A 23,639-nucleotide genomic window follows, 5' to 3' on the forward strand; every position below is an offset into this window, starting at 1 on the left:
GGGGACAGCATGTCGCAAGCGAGTGAGATCAGTCTGGAGGCCCTGGCCGCGCGTGCCGAGCGTGCCGGCCTCTCCGAGCCGCCGGTGGAGCAATGGAATCCGCCCGATTGCGGTTCGATGGACCTGCGCATCCGGCAGGACGGAACCTGGGTTCACGAGGGGCAACCCATCCATCGCGACGCGCTGGTGCGCCTTTTCGCCACCATCCTGCGCCGGGAGGCGGACGGGCGCTTCGTGCTCGTCACGCCTGTGGAGAAGCTGACGATCGAGGTCGAGGACGCGCCTTTCCTCGCCGTCGAGATGAGCGCCGAGAGCCGCGACGGCGCGGGGCACCTCGCCTTCCGCACCAATGTCGGGGATCTCGTGGAAGCGGGCGCGGATCACCCGCTTCGCTTCGTGTCGGATGCGGACGGGTTCCGGCCCTATCTTCTCGTGCGTGGCGGCCTCGAAGCGCGGCTGACGCGCTCGCTCGCCTTCGACCTCGCGGGGCTGGCCGAGGAGCGGGGCGGCCAATGGGGCATCGCCTCGGGCGGGGCCTTCTTTCCGCTGCCGGACATGCCGGACCATGTCTGAAACGGCGCAAAACTGGAGCGCAGAGGATGTGCGGCGCCGCGTCCTGGCGCGGGGCACGGCCGATCTTGAACATGACAGCGGCGACCACGTGCTGAACCCGGATCTCGAACAATTGGTGGAGCGCGCTGCGGCGCGCGAGGCGGCTGTTCTGGTTCCCATCGTGGACCGGCCGGAGGGCGCCAGCGTGATCCTGACGACGCGCGCCACCGGGCTTCGCAAGCATTCCGGCCAGATCGCCTTTCCCGGCGGTTCGGTGGACCCGGAGGACGCGAGCGTCGAAGCCGCCGCCTTGCGAGAGGCGCGCGAGGAGATCGCGCTGGAGGAGAGCTTCGTCGAGACGCTCGGCCGCCTGCCGCGCTATCGCACCACGACGGGCTTTCGCATCACGCCGGTTCTGGCCATCGTGCGGCCGGGCTTCGCGCTGCGGCCTGACCCGGCCGAGGTCGCCGACATCTTCGAAGTGCCGCTGCGCTTTCTCATGGACGAGGCCAACCATCGGCGTGACAGCCGGGAATGGGCGGGCCATATGAGGTTTTTCTACTCCATGCCCTTCGGGGACCGGATGATCTGGGGCGTGACGGCGGGCATCCTGCGCACGCTCTACGAAAGGCTCTACAGACCATGACACGCATCGACGCCGAATGGCTCCGCGACGAGACGCTCCAGCGGCTTCTGGCCTGCCTATCGGTCGAGGGGGACGAGGCGCGGGTGGTCGGCGGCGCGGTGCGCAACGAGCTGATGGGCCGCGACATCACCGATATCGACATCGCGACGACCAGCGAGCCGGCCGAGACGGTGCGCCGCATCGAGGCGGCGGGTTTCAAGGCGGTGCCGACCGGCATCGAGCACGGCACGGTGACGGCCGTGGCGCAGGGGCGCCCCTTCGAGGTGACGACGCTTCGCCAGGACGTCGAGACCGATGGGCGGCGCGCCAAGGTCCGCTTCGGAAAGGACTGGCGCAGCGATGCCGAACGGCGCGACTTCACCATCAACGCTCTTTACGCACGGGCGGACGGCGAGGTGGTGGACCTCATCGGCGGGGTCGCCGATCTCGGGTCCGGCACGCTGCGCTTCATCGGCGACGCCGGGCAGCGGATCGAGGAGGATTATCTCCGCATCCTGCGCTTCTACCGCTTCTTCGCCTGGTACGGGCAGGGGCGGCCGGACGCCGACGGCATCCGCGCCTCCACGCGGCTGAAGGACGGGCTCGACCAACTCTCTGCCGAGCGGGTCTGGGCCGAGCTGCGCAAGCTTTTGGGCGCCCCCGACCCCGGTCGCGCGCTGCTCTGGATGCGCCAGTCGGGCGTGCTCAGCCGGGTTTTGCCCGAAAGCGAGAAATGGGGCATCGATGCGCTGCCGGCGCTGGCCGAGACCGAACGTGCGCTCGGCTGGGCGCCAGACGCGCTGCGCCGGCTGCAGGCCATCGTGCCGCCCGACCCTGAGCGCATGGCCGCGCTCGCCAAGCGCCTGCGCCTGTCGAATATCGATCGTGACCGGATGACCGCCTGGGCCATGGCGGAAGAGCCGCGCGCCGACGAGTCCGACGGCGCGTTTCGCGCTCGTCTCCTGTTCGGCAACCGTGCGGTGATCGTGGACCGGCTGCGCCTGCGTCTTGCCAGCGCGCGGGCCAAGGCGGGATCGGACAGTTCGGGGCTGGAGGTCTTGGCGCGCCTGTCGACGCGGCTGGCCGAGGCCGAACGGTTCGATCCGCCGGAATTTCCCGTGTCGGGCCATGATCTGGCGGAGCGCGGCATCCGGCCCGGCCCCGAGCTCGGCCGCCATCTCGACGCGCTGAAGCGGCGTTGGGCGGAAAGCGGCTTCACGCTGAAGCGCGAGGCGCTTCTGGCGTCTGTCTCGCCGGATTAGATATGACACGCGGCAACAAAAAAAGCGGGCCGCTTGCGGCCCGCCGACATGTGGCTAACGAGAGTGTCGCCTCAATGGGCGGTTTCGTGAAGGCCTTGGCGGAACGCGTCCATCATTCGGGGCGTGATGGTGGGAACGCCGAGCTGCTTGGCCTGCTCCACCGCGCGGCGGATGACTTCCGCCTGGGACTCCGCACGAATGACACGATCGCAGCCTGGAATGACACCGGAACAATTGAGTTCGAACATGCGAAGCCTCCCTGGTCGGAATGGTCAGGCAGGACCGATGAAAGGTCGCGCTGACGGTTTGACGAGTCGGCTCGGGATCGGCTCGACGCACGGAATATCCCAGAAGCCGCACGCACTGCCCACAGGTTGTCCTGGGTAAACTGATGTTAACAGGCTTCGACGAATTGTGAACCACCCCATCGAGCAGAAGCGGGCATTGTCCATCAATTTTTTCTTAACTGGCTCTCGGTCCAAACCGGAAAGACTGAATTACTCGTACAATATCTTGGTCGAGAGAGCGTCCGTTATAATCGTTCCAAGACTAGTCGCTTACGGCCATTTCACTAGGGGCGGCAAAGAGGAGAGGATCGAGTTGACGTTTCCGCCCGTGCGCAGGCCGAACAGCGTGCCCCGGTCGTACAGGAGGTTGTACTCGACATAGCGCCCACGGCGCACCAACTGCTCGTCGCGGTCCGCCTCGGTAAAGGGCTTGGTCACGTTCTGCCGCACGAGATGGGGGTAGACCACGAGAAAGGCCTTGCCGACATCCTTGGTGAAGGCGAAGTCCGCTTCCCAGCCGCCCTTTTCCTCCGGCGCATGCAGCCAGTCGTAGAAGATGCCGCCGACGCCGCGCGCTTCGTTGCGATGCGGAAGAAAGAAGTACTCGTCGCACCAGTCCTTGAACCGGCCATAGTCCGCTACGTCGGAATGCCGCTCGCAGACGAAGCGAAGCGCCTTGTGGAAAGCCTGCGTGTCCGGGTCTTCCTGCGTGCGGCGCCGGTCCAGCGTCGGCGTCAGATCGGCCCCGCCGCCGAACCACTGGCTGGTCGTGACCACCATGCGCGTGTTCATGTGCACCGCCGGCACGTTGGGGTTGCGCATATGCGCGATCAGCGAGATGCCCGAGGCCCAGAAGCTACGGTCGCTGGTGGCACCGGGAATCTGCTTGGAAAAATCCTCCGACAATTCGCCGAACACCGTGGACGTGTGCACGCCGACCTTCTCGAAGACGCGGCCATGCATCATCGACATGACACCGCCGCCGCCTTCCTTATCGCGGTTCCAGGGCGTGCGTTCGAAACGGCCGGCGGGCAGGCCCGTCTCCTCGCCGAACTCGTCCTCGAGCTGCTCGAAACTCTGGCAGATCCGGTCCCGAAGGGCCTCGAACCAGACGCGGGCCAGTTCCTTCTTCTGGTCGATTTCGGCGGGAAGGCCTTGGGGCAGTTCGGGGCGATCCATCCTGCGCGTCTTTCCTTTGCCTTCGCGACCCTTTGCCTTCGCGGTTGACCCGCGACGCTTTGGCTCTTTCTCAGATTTTGCCGCGTTATCCTTGGCAAGGCGTGGCCGCTTTGCCTGGAAATGCTCTAACAGCAAGTCCTGACATGGAAAAGCCGGGTTCTTCCGCACTGCCAGACGATCCACGGTTTCAAGGCTGGCCGACTCCTCAAGGCGCGCGCGCTCTCCATGTAAGGAGTGCGGTTAGACTGGGGCCAAGCCTGAACGTGACCTCTGGACGCCATCACAAGCCTCCCCTGGACGGTCTTCGGCGGCAGCTGCGCCGGGGCAGGGCGCCGCGCGCGGGGCAGCCGAGCGATCCGTTCCTGCGCGAGACGTTCACCCTGCCGCGCGAAGAAGCGCGAACCAAGGCGCGCGAATGGTTCGAGCGCTTTCCGAAGGCCGCTTATTGGACGCAGGTCGAGAGCTGGCGGCTCCTACCCGGCGGCGAGGTGGAGTTCACCATGCGCCGGCTGCCGACCGCCGACTAAATTCCCTCACACCCTAAGCTGCCGCAGCGCCTCGCCCGCCACCATGGCGGCGCTGACCGCCAAATTCAGCGAACGGGCGCCGGGCTGCATGGGGATTGTCGCGCGAATGTCGGCCAGGGCATGCACGGTCTCGGGCACGCCCGCGCTTTCCCGCCCGAAGAGCAGGATATCGTCGCTGGTGAAGGCCACGTCGCGATAGTCCGTCGCGCCGCGCGTCGTGGAGAGCACGAGCCGGCGGCCGGATTGCTGCCGCGCTTCCTCGAACGCCTCGAAATCCACATGCCGCACCAGCCGCGCCATTTCGAGATAGTCCATGCCCGCGCGTTTCAGATTGCGGTCCGACAGGTCGAACCCCGCCGGCTCGATAATCTCGATGTCGAGCCCGAGGCAGGCGCCGAGACGCAGCAGCGTGCCCGTGTTGCCGGCGATGTCGGGCTGATAAAGGGCGATCGAAAGGGGCATGGCGGCATCGTCTCATGGAGAAATCGGCGGGAAGTCGGCGCCCGGGCACGTGTCATTGTCATGAAAGCGCGGCGGGACTGCCTATATGAGCGTCGTGATCCTGTTTCGGAACCGCTCAGGCTCCGGCGTGGGCGCGTGCCTTGCTGTATCGGACCGGCCTCATGTTTTCCTATTTCGAACGCCTCGTCGACGCCTTTCCGCAGGAGCGGGCGAGCCCGCCTTCGACCCTCTTCGGCTTCATCTGGCACTATGCGCGTCCGATCTGGCCGCTGCTTCTGCTGTATGCCATCGGCACCGCGCTCGTCTCCGCGATCGAAGTCTCGCTTTTCGGCTTTCTCGGGCAGATCGTCGACTGGCTGTCTTCGACCCCGCGCGAGACCTTCCTGCAGACCGAGGGCTGGCGTCTGGCGCTGATCGGTGGCGTGGTGCTTCTCGCTCTGCCGCTTCTCACCTTCGCCTCATCGCTCATCTCGTTCCAGGCGATCTTCGCCAATTTCCCGATGCGCTTTCGCTGGAGCGTCCACAACTGGCTCCTCAACCAGTCGCTCGGCTTCTTCCAAGACGAGTTCGCCGGACGCATCTCCACCAAGCTGATGCAGACCGCGCTCGCCGTGCGCGAAACGGTGATGAAGTCGATCGGCGTGATGCTCTACGTCTTCGTCTACTTCACCGGCATTCTGGTGATGATCGCCTCGGCGGACTGGCGCCTCGTTCTGCCCTTCGTGGTCTGGCTCGGCTTCTATATCCTGCTCCTGCGCTTCTTCATTCCGCGTCTGATGCGCGTCGCCTCCGAACAGGCTGGCGCGCGCGCGGCGATGACGGGCCGGGTGGTCGACGCCTATTCCAACATCGGCACCGTGAAGCTCTTCGCCCATACCGAGCGCGAGGCGGTGCATGCCCGCCGCTCCATGGAAGGGTTCTTGGTCACGGTGCGGGGGCAGGCGCGGCTCATCAATCTCTTCTTCTCGACACTCTATTTCTTGAACTCGGTTCTGCTCTTCTCGGTCGGCACGGTCGGCATCGCGCTTTGGGTGAACGAGCTTCTCAGCGTCGGCGCCATTGCGGTCGGCCTCGGCCTCGTTCTGCGCCTCAACGGCATGAGCCAGTGGATCATGTGGGAGGTGTCCGAACTCTTCGAGAATATCGGTACGATCCGCGACGGCATCTCGACCTTCACACAGCCCGTCGCGCTGCTCGATGCGCCAGGCGCGAAGGCTCTGGCCGTGCGCGAGGGCGAGGTGCGGTTCGAGAAGGTCGGCTTCTCCTACCGCTCCGCCGTGTCGCATCGCGCCGCCGGCCCGGTTCTGCAGGATTTCACCCTGACGATCCGTCCAGGCGAGAAGATCGGCCTCGTCGGCCGGTCGGGCGCGGGCAAATCGACGCTGCTCAATCTTCTCCTGCGCTTCTATGACGTGGAGAGCGGGCGCATCCTGATCGACGGTCAGGATATTTCGAAGGTCACGCAGAACTCGCTGCGTTCGCAGATCGGCGTGGTCACGCAGGACACCTCGCTCCTCCACCGCACGATCGGCGACAATATTCTCTATGGGCGGCCGGACGCGACGCCGGACGATCTCGCCCGCGCCATCGAGCGCGCGGAGGCAGGTGAGTTCATCGCGGCTCTTTCCGACAATGACGGCCGAAAGGGGCTCGACGCGGAAGTGGGCGAGCGCGGCGTCAAGCTCTCGGGCGGTCAGCGCCAGCGGATCGCGATCGCCCGCGTCATGCTGAAGGACGCGCCGATCCTGCTTCTGGACGAGGCCACCTCGGCGCTCGATTCGGAGGTCGAGGCGGCGATCGCGGAAAACCTCTACCGTCTGATGGAAGGCAAGACCGTCATCGCCGTCGCCCATCGCCTGTCCACCATCGCCGCGCTCGACCGACTCGTCGTGCTCGACAAGGGGCGCATCGTGGAACAGGGGACCCATGCCGAGCTTCTGGAGCGCGGCGGCCTTTACGCTTCGCTCTGGCGCCGCCAAGTCGGCGGATTCCTGGATGCGGACGACGAAGGAGAAGACCTCGATCGGACGCGAGCCGCCGAATGATGGAACGGGTTCTCAAGCGTTTCGAGCGCGTCATCGACCCTTATGGCGAAGGTGGCGCGGAAGGGGCGGGCGCGCGCCGCGTCGGCGCCCTGCCGCCGCTGCCGAGCGAGACCAACCGCTTCATCTGGCACTTCGCGCGCGAGGCGAAAGGGCCGTTCCTGGCGCTTCTCGTTACAGGTGGGCTCACCGGCGGCGTCGATGCGCTGCTTTATGCCGCCGTCGGCTGGGTGGTGGACGCGCTGGGCTCCTCGTCTCCGGCCACGCTGATCGTCGACCATTTCGGCCTGCTCGTCGGTCTGGCGCTGCTGACGCTGGTGTTTCGCACGGTGATCCTGTTCGCAGCTTCGGTGCTCGAGCAGCAGATCGTGGTGCCCTCGCTCTACAATCGCATTCGCTGGCAGGCCTATCGCCGGCTGATGGACCAGTCCTACACGTTCTATCAGAACGACTTCGCCGGCCGCATCGCGCAGAAGGTGCAGCAGGTCGGCGAAGCGACGGGCGATTTCATCGTCACCACGCTCCAGACCTTCTGGAGCTTCATCACCTTCGCGGTGCTCGCTGTCGCCATCCTGGGCGCCATGGACTGGCGCATGGGCGTCGTGCTCCTGGTCTGGGCGGTGGGCTATGGCTGGATCGTGCGCCATCTTCTGCCGCGCATCCGCCGCTCCGGGCGCGAAACGGCCGACGCGCGCTCCGTCATGTCCGGCCGGATCGTCGACAGTTTCACCAATATCCTCGCCGTGAAGCTCTTCGACACGTCGCGCCGGCAGGACGCCTTCGTGCTCGACGGGTTCCGCCGCTTCGTCGATTCGGTGCGCTCCATGACGCGCGCCATCACTGCCGTTCGAACGGCGGTGGCGCTGCTCAACGGCGCGATGATGACGGCGATCGGGGCGCTGGCGATCCAGTCCTGGACGGCGGGCGGCGCCAGCACAGGCGATGTCGCCGCCGCGCTCGGCCTCGTGCTGCGCCTCAACCAGATGAGCGGCTGGATGATGTTCAACATCAACGGCCTCGTGCGCAACTACGGCACGATTCAGGACGCGGTCGGCACGGTGACCCTCGCGCCGACGCTTCTGGATCGACCGGACGCCCCGGACCTCCAGCCCTCCGGCGGCGCCGTGGAGTTCCGCAATGTCACCTTCCATTATGGCAAGGGCGGCGGCATCATCGAAAACTTCAATCTGCGCGTGCGAGCCGGTGAGAAGATCGGTCTCGTCGGACGTTCGGGCGCCGGCAAGACGACGTTCGTCAATCTGCTCCTACGTCTCTACGACGTCGAGAAGGGGCAGATCCTCGTAGACGGGCAGGACATCGCGGACGTCGCTCAGGCTTCGCTGCGCGGCGCGGTCGGCGTGGTCACGCAGGACACCTCGCTCTTCCACCGATCGATTCGCGACAACATCGCCTACGGCCGGCCGGAGGCCTCGGAAGCCGAGGTGGAGACCGCCGCGCGCCAGGCCGACGCGCTGGACTTCATCCAGCGCGTGCGCGACCCGAACGGGCGCTCGGGCATGGAGGCCTATGTCGGCGAGCGCGGCGTCAAGCTCTCGGGGGGGCAGCGCCAGCGTATCGCCATCGCGCGCGTGTTTCTGAAGGACGCGCCGATCCTCGTTCTGGACGAGGCGACCTCGGCGCTCGATTCGGAGGTCGAGGCTGCCATCCAGGATAATTTGAGCGCGATGATGGAGGGAAAGACCGTGATCGCCATCGCGCATCGCCTTTCCACCATCGCCAGTCTCGACCGGCTCGTGGTGATCGACGGCGGGCGGATCGTGGAGGAGGGGAGCCATGCCGAGCTTGTTCGGCGCGGCGGCCTCTATGCCTCGCTCTGGCGGCGCCAGTCCGGCGGCTTCCTGGCCGAGGACGCGGCCGAATAGGCCGGCCGGACCTGCTCAAAGGTGTTTCCTGCCAAAACCTGTTGCCAGGCGCGCAAAGCTTTCGCGAGGGCAGCGACAGAGTGGCTTCTGTTGCCGTCTCAGTCTGGACAAGTTCCAATGCGCCGCATAGAAAAATGGCCGAAAACAGGGCTTCGCGCCCCGTTGGCCGGTTTGTCTTTTGGGGGGCTTGCCGGCAGTGACGATCGGATCGGGGCGCTCACGCCCTTGGTTCTCGAACTAGGGGGAGGGACCCGTGAGCGTCGACCACAGCAGTGAACCCACTCGACGGGATTTTCTCTTCATCGCCACGGGCGCGGCCGGTGTCGTGGGCGTTGCGTCCGCCGTCTGGCCTTTCATCGACCAAATGAATCCGGACGCCGCCGCCCTCGCGCTCGCGCAGGTCGATGTCGATGTGTCCCAGGTGGCCGAAGGGCAGTCCATCACCGCCAAATGGCGCGGCAAGCCGATCTTCATTCGCCAGCGCACGGCGAAGGAAGTCGAGGAGGCGCGCGCCGTCTCGCTTGGCGAGTTGAAGGACCCGATCGCCCGCAACGCCAACATCCCGGCCGATTCGCCGGCGACGGACGTGAACCGCACCGTGGTGGGCCGTGAAAACTGGCTCGTCATGGTGGGCGTGTGCACGCATCTCGGTTGCGTGCCCAATGGCAAGTCGGGCGACTACGACGGCTGGTTCTGCCCTTGCCACGGATCGCACTATGACACCGCCGGCCGCGTCCGTAAGGGACCGGCACCGGAGAACATGGCGATTCCGCTCTACCAGTTCACGACACCCACCACCATTCGCATCGGCTAAGGGAGAGGCAACCGATCATGAGCGGTCATTCGTCCTACGTGCCGTCGAGCGGCGTGATGCGCTGGCTTGATGCGCGCCTCCCGCTGCCGCGGCTTCTCTACGATTCCTTCGTGGCCTTTCCGGTGCCGCGAAACCTGAACTACGCCTATACGTTCGGCGGCATCTTGGCGCTGTTCCTGGGAATCCAGATCCTGACCGGCGTCGTCCTGGCGATGCATTACGCTGCCAATTCCGGCATCGCCTTCCAGTCCGTCGAAAGCATCATGCGCGACGTGAACTGGGGCTGGCTCCTGCGTTATCTCCACGCCAACGGCGCGTCCTTCTTCTTCATCGCCGTCTATCTCCACATCTTCCGTGGCCTCTACTACGGCTCCTACAAGGCGCCGCGCGAGGTACTCTGGATTCTCGGCGTCATCATCTTCCTTCTCATGATGGCAACCGCATTCATGGGCTACGTCCTGCCCTGGGGCCAGATGTCCTTCTGGGGCGCGACGGTCATCACCGGCTTCTTCACCGCCTTCCCGGGCGTCGGCCATGCGATCCAGACGCTTCTGCTTGGCGGCTTCGCCGTCGACAACGCGACGCTGAACCGCTTCTTCGCCCTGCATTATCTCCTGCCCTTCATGATCGCGGGTCTCGTTATCCTGCACATCTGGGCGCTGCACGTGACGGGCCAGACCAATCCGACCGGCGTCGACATCAAGTCGTCCAAGGACACGGTGCCCTTCACGCCGCATGCGACGATCAAGGACGGCCTCGCCATGGTCGTGTTCCTGGCCGTCTTCTCCTATTTCGTCTTCTACATCCCGAACTATCTCGGCCATCCCGACAATTACATCCCGGCCAACCCGCTGCAGACGCCGGCGCATATCGTGCCAGAATGGTACTTCCTGCCGTTCTACGCCATGCTGCGCGCCATCACCTTCAACGTCGGGCCGATCGATTCCAAGCTTGGCGGCGTGCTCGTGATGTTCGCCTCGATCATCATCCTGCTCTTCCTGCCTTGGCTGGATACGAGCCGGGTGCGCTCGACCAACTACCGGCCGATCTACAAGATCTTCTTCTGGATCTTCGCGGTGAACGCCGTGATCCTGGGCTGGCTCGGCTCGCGTCCCGCCGAGGGCATCTATCCCATCCTCGCGCTGATCGGCACGATCTACTATTTCGGCCACTTCCTGATCGTGCTGCCCGTGCTCGGCCTGATCGAAAAGCCGTACAAACTGCCGAACTCGATCACCGAAGCCGTGCTCGCCAAGAATGGCGGCAGCCGCTCCGTGCCCGCGGGCGCGACGGCGACGCCGGAAACCAAAGGCTGATGGCGCGGGGGGAAAGCACTGCCATGAAGAGACATCTTGCAGCCGCTCTCGCGGCCTGTCTCCTGGGCGTGGCCATGCCGGCCATGGCGCAGGACGCCGCAACTCCGCCGGCCAGTGCGCCGGAGGTCGGCCAGCCGCCGGGTGCGGCGCCCGAAGCCGGGAGCGGCACGGAAGCGGCCCACGCCGAGGGCGGTGCGGCCGAGCACGGTACGCCGCACTACCCTCTCAAGAAGCCTCAGCTGCTCAGCTGGAGCTTCGCGGGCCCGTTCGGCCATTGGGATATCGGGCAGCTCCAACGTGGCCTTAAGGTCTACAAGGAGGTCTGCTCGGCCTGCCACTCGATGAATCTGGTGTCGTTCCGCAACTTCACCGCCCTCGGCTATTCCGAAGCGCAGGTGCGGGCGCTGGCGGCGCAGTATCAGATCACCGACCCGGCGCCGAACGCCCAGGGCGAGATGTTCCAGCGGCCCGGCATCCCGGCCGACCGGTTGCCCGCGCCCTTCCCGAACCCAGAAGCCGCAGCGGCGGCGCTGGGCGGGGCCCATCCGCCGGATCTCTCGCTTATCGCCAAGGCTCGCGCGGTGGAGCGCGGCTTCCCGACCTTCGTGTTCGACATCTTCACGCAATATGCGGAAGGCGGCCCGAACTACGTCCATTCGCTGCTGACGGGTTATGGCGAGACGCCGCCCGAAGGCACGGTGGTTCAGCCGGGCACCTACTACAACCCGCACTTCATCTCCGGTCCGGCGCTCGCCATGGCCCCGCCCTTGAGCGACGGTCAGGTCGTCTATGACGATGGCGCTCCGCAGACCCTGGATCAGTATGCGCGGGACGTTTCGGCCTTCCTCATGTGGACGGCCGAGCCCCATCTCGTGGAGCGCAAGGCGACCGGTCTCGTGGTGATGATCTTCCTCATCGGCTTCGCGATCATGCTGCGGCTGGTCAAGAAGCGGGTTTGGGCCGGCACGGCCCACTGACGCATCGTCGCCTCCGCCACGGAAACTGCGATAAGGGGGCTTCGGTCCCCTTATTTATTGGTATACGCGACTAAATCGTTTCGTATTTGCACGCTTCCTTCAGACTTGGTGGCCATCCTCGCTTCGTTCGTTCGGAGGACTGAATGCGCCGTCCTAATGCCCTGGAGGTGTTTCAAGCCGGCATGATCGTGCTGTTGATGGCGTCCGCCGTCCTCGGCATCATGACGCTGTCCTCCGCGATGGCGATGAAGTCCCGTGCCAGCGCCAGCCTGGAAGAGTTGCAGACCTTCGAACTCGCCTTTCATGCGGCCAATGCGATCGTAGAGGAACGTGCTCCGCTGGAAGCGGATCTGGCCTATACCGAAAGCGAGGATCGCGGACGCCGCGAGCTTTTGGTGCAATTGCGGCGACACACGGATGAAGCGCTGGACCGCTTCGAGCAGCGGGCCGAACAGACTGGTCTTGGCTCCACCTTGAACTTCGCCTTCCTCAAGGCCCAGTTGAAGAGCACGCGGGCGCGGGGCGACGGTCTCCTGGATATTGCGTCGACCTCCTACGCCGTCGGCGTTCGGACCTCGGTCATCCGCGACATGATCTCCTCTTCGGAGACGATCGCGCCGATGCTCGCCATCGTCTGCCGTCGCATCGAGACGGCCGATCCCGGGCTCGGCGGAAAGGTCGGGATGGTTCGCCTCCTCGCCTCGCTGCATGAGTCCGCCCTGCGGTTGCCCTCCGTGATGCTGCCCTACGTCGCCGCCGGAACGGCGCTGCCGCGTGACGCACAGATGGAAGCGCTGCGGATCACCCAGCGCATTCATGCCCTCTGGGATGTCGGTGCGTCCCAGCTCGTGTTCGGCGAGGACGCAGGCGAACTCCCTGCGGCTCTGGAGCGCTTACGCTCCGACTATCTCGGCAAGGGCTTGCCGTTCCTTAGCCGGCAGATCGAGCGCGCCGCGATCGGCAATTTTCGCACGATGCCCTCGGCCGATCGCATCCTCGAAGTCTATCGACCCACGACGGAGCCGATCGCCCAGTTGCGCGATCTCTATCTCGGCCGCATGACCATGGAGGCCAAGGACTTCTCCGCGCTGGCGACCATCCGCATGGTGGCCAGCCTCGTGCTGACGAGCGTCATCCTGTCGATCCTGCCGCTTCTGGCCTGGAACACATACCGTCAGGTGCTGCGCCCCCTTTTGGATTTCCGAGACCAGATCCTTTCGATCAGCGAACGGCGAACGATCACGACCTTGCCCTATACTGGCTCCGTGCCGCAGGTGCGCAGCCTGTTTGGCGCGCTCCAGACGCTGCAGGATCGCGAGCGCGAGCGGATCGCGCTCGATAGCGAGCGCGCGGCGCTGGCGGAGCGGCTGCGACTTCTGTCGGTGACCGACGAACTGACAGGTCTTCTCAATCGTCGCGGCTTCGATGCGACGCGCCATAGCGGGCCGCCGCCGAGCCTTTCGCTGTCCGGCGACATCGCGCTCCTGACGTTGGATATCGATCACTTCAAGGCGGTGAACGACACCTATGGCCACAAGGCAGGGGACATCGTGCTGCAGGCCATCTCCCGTGTGCTCGACACGGAAGTGGGGCTGACGGGCGTCGTCGGGCGTTATGGCGGGGAGGAGTTCGCCATCCTTCTATGGGACGGGGATCTCGTCCAGACGCAGATGCTGGCGGAACGGCTGCGGGCGCGGATCGAGGCGACGGCCGTTCCCATCGGCGAAGGGCTGAAGCCGCTGCGTGTGACCGCCAGCTTCGGCATCGCTTTCGGTGCGCATCAGGGCGCGGACTGGACCGCCCTGCACGAATACGCCGACGAGGCGCTCTATGCCGCTAAGATGGCGGGGCGGAACCGCGTGCGCATCACCAACCGGATCGTCGCCAACTGGGCCGACGTCAAGTTCGGGCCCCCTGCCGCCCCATCCAAAGGGATGAAGGCCGTCAGTCGGTCCTGACCAGAACACGGCCCGTCATCGAGAAGACGAGATCGCCAGTTTCGTCATGCGCCTCGATATGGGTCGTCAGCAGCCCCCAACCGGCAAGCCGGGCCGTGCGACGCTTGCCCGTCACGGTCTGCGTGTAGCGAAGCGTCTCACCCGCCAGAACTGCCCGATGCCAGACGAGATCGGACACGCCGGGGGAGGGGCCGAAGGCGAACTCCGCGCCCTTGCGATGGAATTCGACATTGAGCCGCATGAAGGCCGCCGCGACATGCCATGGAGAGACATGGCCGCCCGGTGGCTCGCGCGCGGCGAGCGGATCGAAATGCCGGAGGAAAGCCTCCACCTCGCTCGGCTCGAAGCAATAGGTGCCGAGATCGTCACGGCGCCCGATCTCGATCCGCTCGTAGGCGCTCATGGCGAGTCGGCAGGACGACTTTGGAGAAAGACGGCATAGTCGCACAGGAGCAGAGTCTCGCCCGAGCCCTGCTCGCGCAGCGCGTTGCGCATCTGACAGATGCCGAAGCCGGGGCGAGACTGCGAGAGGCGGCCTTCCAGCACCTCCGCCTCGCCGATCAGGACATAGCCCGGACGAACGGGGCGTAGCCACTTGATCTCCGACACGCCGGGCGAGCCATGCGAGGCGCAGTCGAGCAGGAAACTGTCGCACATCATGCGCATCATCATCGCCGTCGTGTGCCAGCCCGAGGCCGAGAGGCCGCCCAACAGCGATCGGTTCGCCGCGTCCTCGTCGAGATGGAAGGGCTGAGGATCGAAGGATCGGGCGAAGTCCAGAACCGCCTCGCGCTCGACCGTATAGGGGCCGAGCGAGAATTGCGTGCCCGGTGTGAAGTCTTCGAAATAACGCAACAAGGCCTCCCCAAACGCTGCTCGGGGGCAGGATAAGGGAAGCCGGGAACGGGCGCCAGACGGGCCGGACTTGCATCCGGCCCGGCGCCTTCACTCGGATCAGACGTTGAACTTGAACATCATGATGTCGCCGTCCTGAACGACATATTCCTTGCCTTCGTCGCGCGCCTTGCCGGCTTCCTTGGCCGCGACTTCGCCGCCCAGCGTGACGAAATCGTCGTAGCCGATGGTCTGGGCGCGGATGAAGCCTTTCTCGAAATCGGTGTGGATCACGCCGGCGGCCTGCGGCGCCTTCGCGCCCCGCTTCACCGTCCAGGCACGCGTCTCCTTCGGGCCCACCGTGAAATAGGTGATGAGGTCGAGAAGCCCGTAGCCCTCGGCGATCAGCCGGTCGAGGCCGGGCTCGGCAAGACCCATCGCGTCGAGATATTCGCCGACCTCCTCTTCGCCGAGCTGAGCGATCTCGGCCTCGATCGCGGCGGAGATGACGACCGAGCGCGCGCCCTGGCGCTGGGCCATCTCGTCTACGACGCGGCTGTGCTCGTTGCCGGTGGCCGCATCGCCTTCGGCGACGTTGCAGACATAGAGAACCGGCTTGGAGGTCAGGAGATTGAGATTGCGCAGCTCGCGCCGGTCGTCGGCGTCGAAGCCGGCCAGAAGCACGCGCGCGGGCTCGCCGTTCTGGAGGCGGGCGAGCGTCGCTTCCATAACGGGAAGCTGCGCCATGGCCTCCTTGTCCTTGCCCTGCGCCTTCTTGCGGGTGCCGGTGATGCGGCGCTCCAGGCTTTCGAGGTCGGAGAGCATGAGCTCGGTCTCGACCGTCTCGGCGTCCGCCACCGGGTTGATGCGGCCCTCGACATGCGTGATGTCGTCGTCCTCGAAGCAGCGCAGCACATGGACGATGGCGTCCACTTCGCGGATATTGGCGAGGAACTGATTGCCGAGACCTTCGCCCTTCGAGGCGCCGCGCACCAGGCCGGCAATGTCCACGAAGGTGATGCGGGTGGGAATGATCTGTGCCGACTTGCCGATCTTGGCGATGGCGCCCATGCGCTTGTCCGGCACGCCGACGTCGCCCGTGTTCGGCTCGATCGTGCAGAACGGATAGTTCGCGGCCTGCGCCGCCGCCGTCTTGGTCAGCGCGTTGAAGAGGGTCGACTTGCCGACGTTCGGAAGCCCCACGATACCGCAGCGAAAGCCCATGCTCGTTCCTCGATCTCAAGGGCGCGTCAGACGCCCGGCGCCGCGCCGCGAGGGCGGGCGATGGTGAAGTGAAACTCAGTCGCCGCCGAACAGCTTCTTGAGCATTCCGGCCATCGGGCCGGTGGCGGGAAGGGCAGGCTTGCCGCCCGCGCGGGCCTGCCGGATATGGCTCTGGCCTTTCGGCGGAGCGGCGGCGGATTTGGGCGCCGCGCCCTTGGCGCCCGCCGGTTCCTGCGAGCCGCCGGTGGCAAGCGAAAGTCGGTTCATGAAGACCGCGTCCTCGCCCTTGACCAGCGCGCCGGCATGGCGGGCGATCTCGCCGAGCAGCATCTCCAGCCATTCGCGATCCACTTTCGCGAAGTCGCCCAGCACATGCGGGTTGACCCGCTCCTTAGAGCCGGGATGGCCGATGCCGAGCCGCACGCGGCGATAGTCCTTGCCCAAATGGGCGTCGATCGAGCGCAGTCCGTTGTGGCCGCCATGGCCGCCGCCGGTCTTCACCCGCACCTTGCCGGGCGGCAGGTCCAACTCGTCATGGAAGACGACGAGGTCGGCAAGCGCGATCTTGTAGAAGCTGACGGCGGCCTGCACCGAGCGCCCGCTGTCGTTCATGAAGGTGAGCGGCTTCAGGAGAAGAACCTTCTCGCCCTCGATCGAACCTTCCGCGATCTCGCCTTGAAACTTGCGGGTCCAGGGGCCGAACCGGAAGGCGCGGGCGATCTCGTCCACCGCCATGAAACCGATATTGTGCCGGTTGCCCTCGTATTGCGGGCCAGGATTGCCCAATCCGACCATCAGCAGCATGTCGCGGGATCCTTCGTGCCGTCTCTCGCGCATTGAAGAGGGCGCGGGCGAGGAAGCCTCGCCCGCGCCAGCAGGAGCAGCCGCGTGCGGCTTACTTGTCTTCGGCCTCGCCGGCGACGGCGGTCTCGGCGCCTTCGACTTCGTCCGCCTCTTCGCCCATCGGCGGAACGACGGTGGCGATCACGAAGTCTTCCTCGGTCGACAGCGAAACGCCCTTCGGCAGCTTCAGGTCGGAGGCGTGGAGCGCGTCACCGATGTCGAGCTGGCCCGCGTCGAGCGTGAAGCCCTCGGGGATCGACTCGGCCGAGCAATGCACTTCGATGTCGTGGTGGACGACGTTGAGCGTGCCGTTCTTGCCCTTGATGCCGGGCGCCGCGTCTTCGTTCTCGAAGTGCACGGGGATGCGGACGGTCACGACCGTGCGCGCCGACACGCGGAGATAGTCGACATGGGTCAAGGTGTCCTTGACGACGTCGAGCTGGTAGTCCTTCGGCAGGACGCGGATCGACTGGCCGCCAACCTCGATCGTCGCGACGGTGGTCAGGAAGCCGCCGGCGTGAAGCTTGAGGAAGGTTTCCTTATAGGGGACGGCGATCGGCAGGGCGTCCTGCTTGTCGCCATAGATGACGGCCGGAACCATGTTGTTGCGGCGCAGATACCTGGCGGCCCCCTTGCCGACCTTCTCGCGCAGCTCGGCCTTGACCGTGTAGCTCTCGCTCATGATGAATTCCTTTTGGGTTCGTTCAGAGGTTGTCGAGGCGGTATCCGCCAGCGGCGGACCGGAACGACGAAAAGCGGCCATGGCAGGCCGCTTTTCGTCCGCGCTGCCTCCAAGGGTGTCCGCGCGGACGGGGTGCCTATAGCGCGGGGGCGCGTTTTCCGCAAGAAGAGCGCGCCGATTGCGGCCCCGGGGCGTCGGGGCTAGGATTCTCGCGGCTTAGGAAAGCAGGCGCATGTCCACCCTCACCACGATCGGCTTCGATGCCGACGACACGCTCTGGCAGAACGAAACCTTCTTTCGGTTGACGGAGCAGCGCTTCGTAGACCTTCTCGCCGAACATGGCGACGCGGCGGTGATCGGCCGACGCCTTCTCGACACGGAAAAGCGCAATCTCGAATTCTACGGGTTCGGCATCAAGGGCTTCACCCTGTCGATGATCGAGACCGCGATCCAGCTGACCGAGGGGAGGGCCCCGGCGCGCCTCGTCGAGGAGATCCTCGGATACGGCCGCGAGATGCTGCGCCATCCCGTCGAGACGCTGCCCGATGCGCGTGAGACGCTGAAGAGCCTGTCGGGCGAGTACCGCCTCGTGCTCATCACCAAGGGCGATCTGTTCGACCAGGAGCGCAAGCTCGCGGCCTCGAGGCTCGGCGATCTCTTCCATGCCGTGGAGATCGTCTCGGACAAGACCGAGGCGACCTACGCCCGGATCTTCGCCCGGCATGGCGACGGGCCGGAGCGGGCCATGATGGTGGGCAACTCGCTGCGCTCGGACGTTCTACCCGCGCTCGCCGCCGGAAGCTGGGGCGTCCACATGCCCCATGAACTGACCTGGGAATACGAACACGCCGAGGCACCGCTGGAAGCGCCGCGTTTTCGGCGCATCGATGGGCTGGCAGACCTTCCCGCCCTGATCCGGTCGATCGGCGGATAAGAGGAGGATCAGTCGAAGAGCGAGGAGACCGACTGCTCGGTCGTGGTGCGCGAGATGGCTTCGCCCAGCAGCGTCGCGGTGGTGACGACCCGGATGTTGCGGGCTTCGCGGATCGCCTTGGTGGGCTCGATCGAATCGGTGATGACCAGCTCTTCGATGCTGGAGGCGGCGATGCGCGCCACCGCCCCGCCGGACAGCACGCCGTGCGTGATATAGGCGCGGACGCCCTTGGCGCCGGCTGCCATCAGCGCGTCCGCCGCGTTGCAGAGCGTGCCGCCGGAATCGATGATGTCGTCGATCAGGATGCAGTGTCGCCCCTTCACGTCGCCGATGATGTTCATCACCTCCGACTCGCCCGGCTTTTCGCGGCGCTTGTCGACGATGGCCAACGGCGCGTCGAGACGCTTGGCGAGCGAGCGGGCGCGCACCACGCCGCCGACATCGGGCGAGACGACCATGACATGGTCGGTCTCCAGATGTTCCTTGATGTCGCGCGCCAGGAGGGGAACCGCGAAGAGATTGTCGGTCGGAATGTCGAAGAAGCCCTGGATCTGCCCGGCATGGAGATCCATCGTCATCACGCGGTCGGCCCCGGCCTCGGTGATGATGTTGGCCACGAGCTTGGCCGAGATCGGGGTGCGGCCGCCAGCCTTCCGATCCTGCCGCGCATAGCCGAAATAGGGCAGGACGGCGGTGATGCGCCGCGCCGAGGCGCGCCGCAGCGCGTCGATCATGATGAGCAGTTCCATCAGATGATCGTTGGCGGGATAGGAGGTGGACTGGATGACGAAACAGTCCTCGCCGCGCACGTTCTCCTGGATTTCGACGAAGATTTCCTGGTCCGCGAAACGCTTTACCGATGCGAGGCCGAGAGGCAGCTCCAGATACTTGCCGATGGCTTCGGCGAGGCTGCGATTGGAGTTGCCGACAAAGAGTTTCATCGTGTCCCGCACCAGTGCATGAGGATTCGCGTCGCGCCGCTGAGCGAATTTGGAGAGGCCGTCAAGCCGTCCGCCGTTGCGGCGCTCATAACAAGATCATGGAAAGATTCAAGCTTGCCGCCCATAAATCCGGTGGGAATGGCAAACGCCGCGTGGCATGGCGCCGACACCCTCATCCGACGAAGGGAAGGTCGAGCGGCAGGCGCGAGAGCGATTCCGGCGCCCCGTCCGTCGTGAGGTAGGTCTGGCCAAGCGACATGGCTGTCTCGCTGTCGGAATCCATCAGGATCATATGCGCGAACAGCGTCATGCCCGGCCGGATCGGCTCGGCATTGCCCGACACGAACATCTGCGGCTCGATCCAGGACGGGGCGAAGCGGGCGCCGACCGAGTAGCCGCAGGCCGACAGGCGATGGCGCACCATGTCATGCTCCTCAACCACGCGGGCATGAGCGTCGAACACGTCGCCAAACGTATGGCCCGGGCGCATCACGGCCTCGATCGCCGCCATTCCCTGCCGGGCCGCCTCGAACAGTTCCCCGTGCCGCATCAGGGGGCGCCCGACGATCACGGTGCGCATCGCGGGCGCGTGGTAATTGGCCCGCACGCCGGCCCATTCCACGGTCAGCTGGTCCTGCGCCGCCAGCGCGCGGCGACCCGAGCGGTAGCGGCAGAGCAGCGCGTCCGCGCCCGAGCCGAGGATGAAGGGATTGGCGGGATAGTCGCCGCCGGCGCGAAGGATCGAGCCCTGCAGCGCATGGAGCAGTTCGGACTCGTCCGCGCCCTCGCGCACCAGCGGCATCATGGCTTCGAAGGCGTCGTCGCCCATCCGGGCGGCGTCCCGGACATAGGCGATCTCCGCTTCGCTCTTCACCAGCCGCAGCGTCGGCATGAGGTCGGAGGCGTCGAGCAGCGTGGCGAAGGAGCCTAGCTTCTCCTCGACCAAGCGGCCGTTGGCGGCGGTCAGCCCCTGCGTCGCCCATTCCACGCCGACCCGAGCGCCGAGCAGGCCCATGTCGTCCATCACGTCGCGCAACTCGATGGCGGGGTTCGCGCCGCCCCGATCGCGCCAGAGAACGATCGTCTCGATATTGGACGTGTGGCGCGCCTGCCGGAGGTCGGCGGAGCGCGTCACGAGGCGCATCTCGCCGTCGGCCTTGACCACCAGACACTGGAAGAAGTGGAAGCCGAACGTGTCGTAACCGGTCAGCCAGTACATGGAGTCCTGGGCGAAGACGAGCAGCGCGTCCAACTTGCGCTCGCTCATCTCGGCCTGGAGGCGGGCGCGACGGGTCGCGAATTCGTCCGATGAAAAATGCAGCATGGGTCTCGCTCCGGCTGGAGGCGGCGGTCAGAGCAGAACGATGGCCGAAAGCTGACGGCCATAGTCCGGCTCGCCGCGATGGGTCGTGCGGCGAAACGAGTAGAAGCGCGCTTCGTCGGCATAGGTGCAGGTGTCGACGAAGGAGGCGTCTGTGCCGAGCCGCGCGAGCTTGGCGACGATATAGGCCGGCAGATCGAACTGTCGCTTCCCCTCGCTTCGGCCGGGCGCGAAGAAGCGGGCGTTGTCGCCATCCTCGGCCAGGAAGGGCTCCATCATCCCCGCGTCCACCTCGTAGTTCGGCTGGGTGATGGTGGGGCCGAGAACGGCCGTGATGCGCTCGCGCCGCGCGCCGAGGCCTTCCATCGCCTCCACCGTCCGGTCGAGAACCCCGCCGAGCGCCCCGCGCCAGCCGGCATGGGCGGTGCCGATCACGCCGGCCTCCGCGTCGTTGAACAGGACCGGTCCGCAATCGGCTGTCACCACCCCGATAGGCAAGCCGCGCACTCGCGTCACCACGCCATCGGCCTTGGGTCGTTCCGCGCCGAAGGGCGCGTCCACCACAGCGACATCAGGCGAATGAATTTGCCAAGGCGTGGCAAGTGCGCCGTCCGCCCGGCCGAGAAAGCGCGCCGCGCGCGCCCGGTTCTCCGCAACGTCCGCCGCCACGTCGCTGGACCCGGCGCCGACATTGAGGCTGCGATAAAGCCCTGCGGACACGCCGCCGGAGCGCGTGAAGAAGGCGTGTTCCACTCGGCCGGTGCGCCGCAGCGCCTCGACCTGCAGGACGTCGTCGGGCCGCAGGTCGGGGGAGGAAGCCGGGTTTCGATCGGGCATGAGCGGGATGGTGGGGGACGCGGCGTCGGGAGTCAACGAAACTCTCCTTCGGACAAGAAAGGCGGCAGCTCGAGCGGAAGGGTAGAGAGCGCGGCGACCTTGAACAGCTCGCCCATGTCGCTCGGCCCGTTTCCGGCGAGGCGATGCACGGCCTGCGTCACGGCCGCGCGCCCGGCCTCGTCCAGCGGCGCGCCCAGCGCGCCGGCCCGCTCCAACAGGCCTAGCGCCAGGAGAAAGGCGCCCTGCGTCGATGCGGCGGTGTGCGGCACGCCGGTGCCGCGCGCGACCTCCAGCACCCGCGCGAAATCCACATGGCTGGTGATATCGGCTTCCCCGACCCACTCCAGAACGGAAGCGACGCGATGGCGGCGCAGGGCCTGGAGCGTGTCGCCGAAGCCGGTCGCGGCATGACCATAGTCGATCAGAACAGCGGCTCCGCCATGCGCCACGAGATGCCGCGACAGGTCCGCCACCAAACGATCGCGCTCCGGCGAAAATTCGAAGACCGCGCCTTCAGATGGAGCCCCGAGCCGCGCCAGCGCCGCCGGGACGGCAGGCAGCGGGGGACCCTCTCTAAGTTCGAGCGCGCCCTCATCGTTCAACGCAACCTCCCTCTCGCGCAAGGCACCGCCGGAAAAACGGATCTGACGGATGGCGATCGCGTCGAGAAGCTCGTTGCCGACGAGAAGAAGCGGCAGCGGCTCCAGTTCGCCAAGGCGCCGATGGCGCCCTATGGGCAGGTCGAAGCGCGACAGGCGCTCGATCTGCCGGGCGGCCAGCCGGTCGCTGGTTTCCACGAGGCGCACGCGCGCGGCGCGCAACATGTCGCGGTCGAGTTGCCCCACACTGCGCAGGATGTCGGCCATCAGCGTGCCGCGACCAGGGCCGATCTCGCACAGGAGAAAAGGCGAGGGTCGGCCCATTCCGCGCCACGCCGCCACCAACCAAGCGCCGAGGAGTTCGCCGAACATCTGGCTGATCTCGGGCGCGGTGGTGAAGTCGCCCACCTCCCCGAACGGATCGCGGCTGGTGTAGTAGCCGTGGTCGCGGTCGAACAGGGCGATGTTCCAGAAGCGGTCGAGCCGCATCGGGCCCTCCGCCCTGATCGTCTCGCGCAAGCGCCGGTCGAGCGGCGTCGGCTCTCCGGCGCTCAAGCTTGGCTGGGCTCCGCCGGGGCGGGAGCGGGATAGGCACGTGGCTTGGCGGTGAGGACGGCCCAGACGCCGACGAGCAGCATGGGCACCGAAAGGATCATGCCCATCGTCACCCAGCCGGTGCCGAGGAGATAGCCGAGCTGCGCGTCCGGCATTCGGAAGAACTCCACGAAGATGCGGGCGCAGCCGTAGAGGAAGATGAAGACGCCAGCCGTCAGGCGCGGGCGGCCCAGGGCCTTCAGCCCATGCGTCATGAAGCGAAGCGCCAGAAACAGGACGATGCCTTCCAGCGCCGCCTCGTAGAGCTGGCTGGGATGGCGCGGTTCCGGCCCGCCGTGCGGGAAGACCATGGCCCAGGCGACGTTGCTCGGCGCGCCCCAAAGCTCGCCATTGATGAAATTGGCGATACGCCCGAAGAACAGGCCGAACGGTACTGAGGCAGCCACGACGTCCACCAGCGAGAAGAAGGGCACTTTCTGCGTCCGGCAGAACAGGAGCATGGCGATCGTCACGCCGATCAGTCCGCCATGGAAGGACATGCCGCCTTCCCAGATGCGAAACGCCGAAAGCGGGTCGGCGGCGATCCGGTCGAAATCGTAGAAGAAGATCGAACCGAGCCGCCCGCCCGCCACGATGCCGATCGTGATCCAGACGATGAAATCGTCGATCTGCGTCTTCGTGATGGGCGAAACGCCGTTCGGCCAAAGGCGGGGGGTGGAGACGAGATGGCGCCCGTACATCCAGCCGCAGAGAATGCCCGCGACATAGGCGAGGCCATACCAGCGCAGCGCGATCGGGCCGATCTGGAGAAACACGGGATCGATCTGGGGATAGGTGAGGATGCCCAGGGCGGCTTGCGTCAGCATAGGCTCGAGATCTCTCTGGCTTCGGGGCGTGGCGCCGGCCCGGACCGTTTGCGACGGGTCGGCCTCGCGGTCAAGCCGCGCGGCGCTCCATTGCCAAGCGCCGCGCGACCGCCTACCTC

At 66.1% G+C, this 23,639-nt stretch carries 24 protein-coding genes; 11 read left to right on the plus strand and 13 right to left on the minus strand.

From position 1 onward, the window contains the following. Positions 1 to 9 precede the first annotated feature (9 nt). From AUL32_RS04205 to AUL32_RS04215, 3 genes are read left to right on the plus strand one after another with little or no spacing between them, the layout of a single operon-like run. Entirely contained in the window at positions 10 to 573 is a 564-nt protein-coding gene (locus tag AUL32_RS04205; protein WP_062112012.1) for a DUF1285 domain-containing protein, read from the plus strand. After that, positions 566 to 1,198 carry a CoA pyrophosphatase gene (locus tag AUL32_RS04210; RefSeq protein WP_062112014.1) on the plus strand — a complete coding sequence of 211 codons (633 nt, stop codon included), beginning with the start codon at positions 566 to 568 and terminating at the stop codon, positions 1,196 to 1,198. The genes AUL32_RS04205 and AUL32_RS04210 overlap by 8 nt, the downstream gene beginning before the upstream one ends. After that, positions 1,195 to 2,439, plus strand: coding sequence for a CCA tRNA nucleotidyltransferase (locus tag AUL32_RS04215; protein ID WP_062112016.1), 1,245 nt, complete (start codon positions 1,195 to 1,197; stop codon positions 2,437 to 2,439). Before AUL32_RS04210 ends, AUL32_RS04215 begins: the two co-directional genes overlap by 4 nt. A gap of 71 nt (positions 2,440 to 2,510) precedes the next feature. Here the strand turns inward: AUL32_RS04215 and AUL32_RS24425 are convergent, their stop codons facing one another. Next, positions 2,511 to 2,687 (minus strand): DUF1059 domain-containing protein, encoded by a 177-nt coding sequence (locus AUL32_RS24425; protein ID WP_082639238.1) that lies wholly within the window; start codon positions 2,685 to 2,687, stop codon positions 2,511 to 2,513. A 309-nt stretch (positions 2,688 to 2,996) separates the two neighbouring features. Continuing rightward, on the minus strand, positions 2,997 to 3,905 hold the full coding sequence (gene hemF, locus AUL32_RS04220; protein WP_061975210.1) for an oxygen-dependent coproporphyrinogen oxidase: 909 nt from the start codon (positions 3,903 to 3,905) through the stop codon (positions 2,997 to 2,999). A gap of 263 nt (positions 3,906 to 4,168) precedes the next feature. On the opposite strand from hemF, the gene AUL32_RS04225 reads away from it, so the two are divergent. After that, complete coding sequence (locus AUL32_RS04225; RefSeq protein ID WP_061975212.1) at positions 4,169 to 4,432, plus strand: hypothetical protein; 264 nt, start codon at positions 4,169 to 4,171, stop codon at positions 4,430 to 4,432. A 6-nt stretch (positions 4,433 to 4,438) separates the two neighbouring features. Here AUL32_RS04225 and AUL32_RS04230 read toward each other — a convergent pair whose 3' ends face one another. Beyond that, positions 4,439 to 4,894 (minus strand): tRNA (cytidine(34)-2'-O)-methyltransferase, encoded by a 456-nt coding sequence (locus tag AUL32_RS04230; protein ID WP_062112019.1) that lies wholly within the window; start codon positions 4,892 to 4,894, stop codon positions 4,439 to 4,441. A 161-nt stretch (positions 4,895 to 5,055) separates the two neighbouring features. Between AUL32_RS04230 and AUL32_RS04235 the strand changes: the two genes are divergently transcribed. From AUL32_RS04235 to AUL32_RS04260, 6 genes are all read left to right on the plus strand, one after another. Next, complete coding sequence (locus tag AUL32_RS04235) at positions 5,056 to 6,939, plus strand: ABC transporter ATP-binding protein (protein WP_062112118.1); 1,884 nt, start codon at positions 5,056 to 5,058, stop codon at positions 6,937 to 6,939. Then, positions 6,936 to 8,819 (plus strand): ABC transporter ATP-binding protein, encoded by a 1,884-nt coding sequence (locus tag AUL32_RS04240; protein WP_062112021.1) that lies wholly within the window; start codon positions 6,936 to 6,938, stop codon positions 8,817 to 8,819. The genes AUL32_RS04235 and AUL32_RS04240 overlap by 4 nt, the downstream gene beginning before the upstream one ends. A 253-nt stretch (positions 8,820 to 9,072) precedes the next feature. Then, a complete protein-coding gene (gene petA / locus AUL32_RS04245) occupies positions 9,073 to 9,633 on the plus strand; it encodes a ubiquinol-cytochrome c reductase iron-sulfur subunit (RefSeq protein WP_061975218.1) in 561 nt (186 codons plus the stop codon). Positions 9,634 to 9,650: 17 nt separating this feature from the next. Then, entirely contained in the window at positions 9,651 to 10,949 is a 1,299-nt protein-coding gene (locus AUL32_RS04250) for a cytochrome b (protein ID WP_062112023.1), read from the plus strand. A 23-nt stretch (positions 10,950 to 10,972) separates the two neighbouring features. Then, positions 10,973 to 11,926 carry a cytochrome c1 gene (locus AUL32_RS04255; protein WP_062112024.1) on the plus strand — a complete coding sequence of 318 codons (954 nt, stop codon included), beginning with the start codon at positions 10,973 to 10,975 and terminating at the stop codon, positions 11,924 to 11,926. 143 nt (positions 11,927 to 12,069) lie between these two features. Further along, a complete protein-coding gene (locus tag AUL32_RS04260) occupies positions 12,070 to 13,884 on the plus strand; it encodes a GGDEF domain-containing protein (RefSeq protein WP_062112025.1) in 1,815 nt (604 codons plus the stop codon). Here AUL32_RS04260 and AUL32_RS04265 read toward each other — a convergent pair. From AUL32_RS04265 to AUL32_RS04285, 5 genes are all read right to left on the minus strand, one after another. Next, complete coding sequence (locus AUL32_RS04265) at positions 13,871 to 14,287, minus strand: hypothetical protein (protein ID WP_062112026.1); 417 nt, start codon at positions 14,285 to 14,287, stop codon at positions 13,871 to 13,873. The genes AUL32_RS04260 and AUL32_RS04265 overlap by 14 nt on opposite strands. Continuing rightward, positions 14,284 to 14,739 (minus strand): MaoC family dehydratase, encoded by a 456-nt coding sequence (locus tag AUL32_RS04270; RefSeq protein ID WP_062112027.1) that lies wholly within the window; start codon positions 14,737 to 14,739, stop codon positions 14,284 to 14,286. The genes AUL32_RS04265 and AUL32_RS04270 overlap by 4 nt, the downstream gene beginning before the upstream one ends. Before the next feature lie 99 nt (positions 14,740 to 14,838). Next, positions 14,839 to 15,942, minus strand: a complete 1,104-nt coding sequence (gene ychF / locus AUL32_RS04275) for a redox-regulated ATPase YchF (RefSeq protein WP_062112028.1) — start codon at positions 15,940 to 15,942, stop codon at positions 14,839 to 14,841. Between the two features lie 75 nt (positions 15,943 to 16,017). Then, positions 16,018 to 16,746 carry an aminoacyl-tRNA hydrolase gene (gene pth / locus AUL32_RS04280; protein ID WP_062112029.1) on the minus strand — a complete coding sequence of 243 codons (729 nt, stop codon included), beginning with the start codon at positions 16,744 to 16,746 and terminating at the stop codon, positions 16,018 to 16,020. Between the two features lie 91 nt (positions 16,747 to 16,837). Continuing rightward, entirely contained in the window at positions 16,838 to 17,467 is a 630-nt protein-coding gene (locus AUL32_RS04285; RefSeq protein ID WP_062112120.1) for a 50S ribosomal protein L25/general stress protein Ctc, read from the minus strand. A gap of 232 nt (positions 17,468 to 17,699) precedes the next feature. On the opposite strand from AUL32_RS04285, the gene AUL32_RS04290 reads away from it, so the two are divergent. After that, the gene (locus AUL32_RS04290) at positions 17,700 to 18,401 is read left to right on the plus strand and encodes an HAD family hydrolase (RefSeq protein ID WP_062112031.1); all 702 of its coding nucleotides are present in this window, start codon (positions 17,700 to 17,702) and stop codon (positions 18,399 to 18,401) included. An 8-nt stretch (positions 18,402 to 18,409) separates the two neighbouring features. On the opposite strand, the gene AUL32_RS04295 is transcribed toward AUL32_RS04290, so the two are convergent. The 5 genes from AUL32_RS04295 to lgt all read right to left on the minus strand — a co-directional run bounded on the left by AUL32_RS04295 (position 18,410) and on the right by lgt (position 23,520). Next, positions 18,410 to 19,342 carry a ribose-phosphate pyrophosphokinase gene (locus tag AUL32_RS04295; RefSeq protein ID WP_061975236.1) on the minus strand — a complete coding sequence of 311 codons (933 nt, stop codon included), beginning with the start codon at positions 19,340 to 19,342 and terminating at the stop codon, positions 18,410 to 18,412. 172 nt (positions 19,343 to 19,514) lie between these two features. Continuing rightward, complete coding sequence (locus AUL32_RS04300) at positions 19,515 to 20,666, minus strand: M24 family metallopeptidase (protein ID WP_062112033.1); 1,152 nt, start codon at positions 20,664 to 20,666, stop codon at positions 19,515 to 19,517. A gap of 27 nt (positions 20,667 to 20,693) precedes the next feature. Beyond that, positions 20,694 to 21,536: a peptidoglycan editing factor PgeF gene (gene pgeF, locus AUL32_RS04305; RefSeq protein WP_244497638.1), complete on the minus strand. Its 843-nt coding sequence runs from the start codon at positions 21,534 to 21,536 to the stop codon at positions 20,694 to 20,696. Further along, positions 21,533 to 22,654 (minus strand): class I SAM-dependent methyltransferase, encoded by a 1,122-nt coding sequence (locus AUL32_RS04310; RefSeq protein ID WP_062112035.1) that lies wholly within the window; start codon positions 22,652 to 22,654, stop codon positions 21,533 to 21,535. Before AUL32_RS04310 ends, pgeF begins: the two co-directional genes overlap by 4 nt. Further along, positions 22,651 to 23,520: a prolipoprotein diacylglyceryl transferase gene (gene lgt / locus AUL32_RS04315; protein WP_062112037.1), complete on the minus strand. Its 870-nt coding sequence runs from the start codon at positions 23,518 to 23,520 to the stop codon at positions 22,651 to 22,653. Before lgt ends, AUL32_RS04310 begins: the two co-directional genes overlap by 4 nt. Positions 23,521 to 23,639: the final 119 nt, after the last annotated feature.

It is taken from the genome of Aureimonas sp. AU40 (assembly GCF_001463785.1).
GTDB lineage: Bacteria > Pseudomonadota > Alphaproteobacteria > Rhizobiales > Rhizobiaceae > Aureimonas.

Bases quoted from the DNA above. Each gene is read 5' to 3' on its own strand.
- AUL32_RS04205 (WP_062112012.1), top strand. From the start codon at position 10: ATGTCGCAAGCGAGTGAGATCAGTCTGGAGGCCCTGGCCGCGCGTGCC.
- AUL32_RS04210 (WP_062112014.1), top strand. From the start codon at position 566: ATGTCTGAAACGGCGCAAAACTGGAGCGCAGAGGATGTGCGGCGCCGC.
- AUL32_RS04215 (WP_062112016.1), top strand. From the start codon at position 1,195: ATGACACGCATCGACGCCGAATGGCTCCGCGACGAGACGCTCCAGCGG.
- AUL32_RS24425 (WP_082639238.1), bottom strand. From the start codon at position 2,687: ATGTTCGAACTCAATTGTTCCGGTGTCATTCCAGGCTGCGATCGTGTC.
- hemF (WP_061975210.1), bottom strand. From the start codon at position 3,905: ATGGATCGCCCCGAACTGCCCCAAGGCCTTCCCGCCGAAATCGACCAG.
- AUL32_RS04230 (WP_062112019.1), bottom strand. From the start codon at position 4,894: ATGCCCCTTTCGATCGCCCTTTATCAGCCCGACATCGCCGGCAACACG.
- AUL32_RS04235 (WP_062112118.1), top strand. From the start codon at position 5,056: ATGTTTTCCTATTTCGAACGCCTCGTCGACGCCTTTCCGCAGGAGCGG.
- AUL32_RS04240 (WP_062112021.1), top strand. From the start codon at position 6,936: ATGATGGAACGGGTTCTCAAGCGTTTCGAGCGCGTCATCGACCCTTAT.
- AUL32_RS04250 (WP_062112023.1), top strand. From the start codon at position 9,651: ATGAGCGGTCATTCGTCCTACGTGCCGTCGAGCGGCGTGATGCGCTGG.
- AUL32_RS04255 (WP_062112024.1), top strand. From the start codon at position 10,973: ATGAAGAGACATCTTGCAGCCGCTCTCGCGGCCTGTCTCCTGGGCGTG.
- AUL32_RS04260 (WP_062112025.1), top strand. From the start codon at position 12,070: ATGCGCCGTCCTAATGCCCTGGAGGTGTTTCAAGCCGGCATGATCGTG.
- AUL32_RS04265 (WP_062112026.1), bottom strand. From the start codon at position 14,287: ATGAGCGCCTACGAGCGGATCGAGATCGGGCGCCGTGACGATCTCGGC.
- ychF (WP_062112028.1), bottom strand. From the start codon at position 15,942: ATGGGCTTTCGCTGCGGTATCGTGGGGCTTCCGAACGTCGGCAAGTCG.
- pth (WP_062112029.1), bottom strand. From the start codon at position 16,746: ATGCTGCTGATGGTCGGATTGGGCAATCCTGGCCCGCAATACGAGGGC.
- AUL32_RS04285 (WP_062112120.1), bottom strand. From the start codon at position 17,467: ATGAGCGAGAGCTACACGGTCAAGGCCGAGCTGCGCGAGAAGGTCGGC.
- AUL32_RS04290 (WP_062112031.1), top strand. From the start codon at position 17,700: ATGTCCACCCTCACCACGATCGGCTTCGATGCCGACGACACGCTCTGG.
- AUL32_RS04295 (WP_061975236.1), bottom strand. From the start codon at position 19,342: ATGAAACTCTTTGTCGGCAACTCCAATCGCAGCCTCGCCGAAGCCATC.
- AUL32_RS04300 (WP_062112033.1), bottom strand. From the start codon at position 20,666: ATGCTGCATTTTTCATCGGACGAATTCGCGACCCGTCGCGCCCGCCTC.
- lgt (WP_062112037.1), bottom strand. From the start codon at position 23,520: ATGCTGACGCAAGCCGCCCTGGGCATCCTCACCTATCCCCAGATCGAT.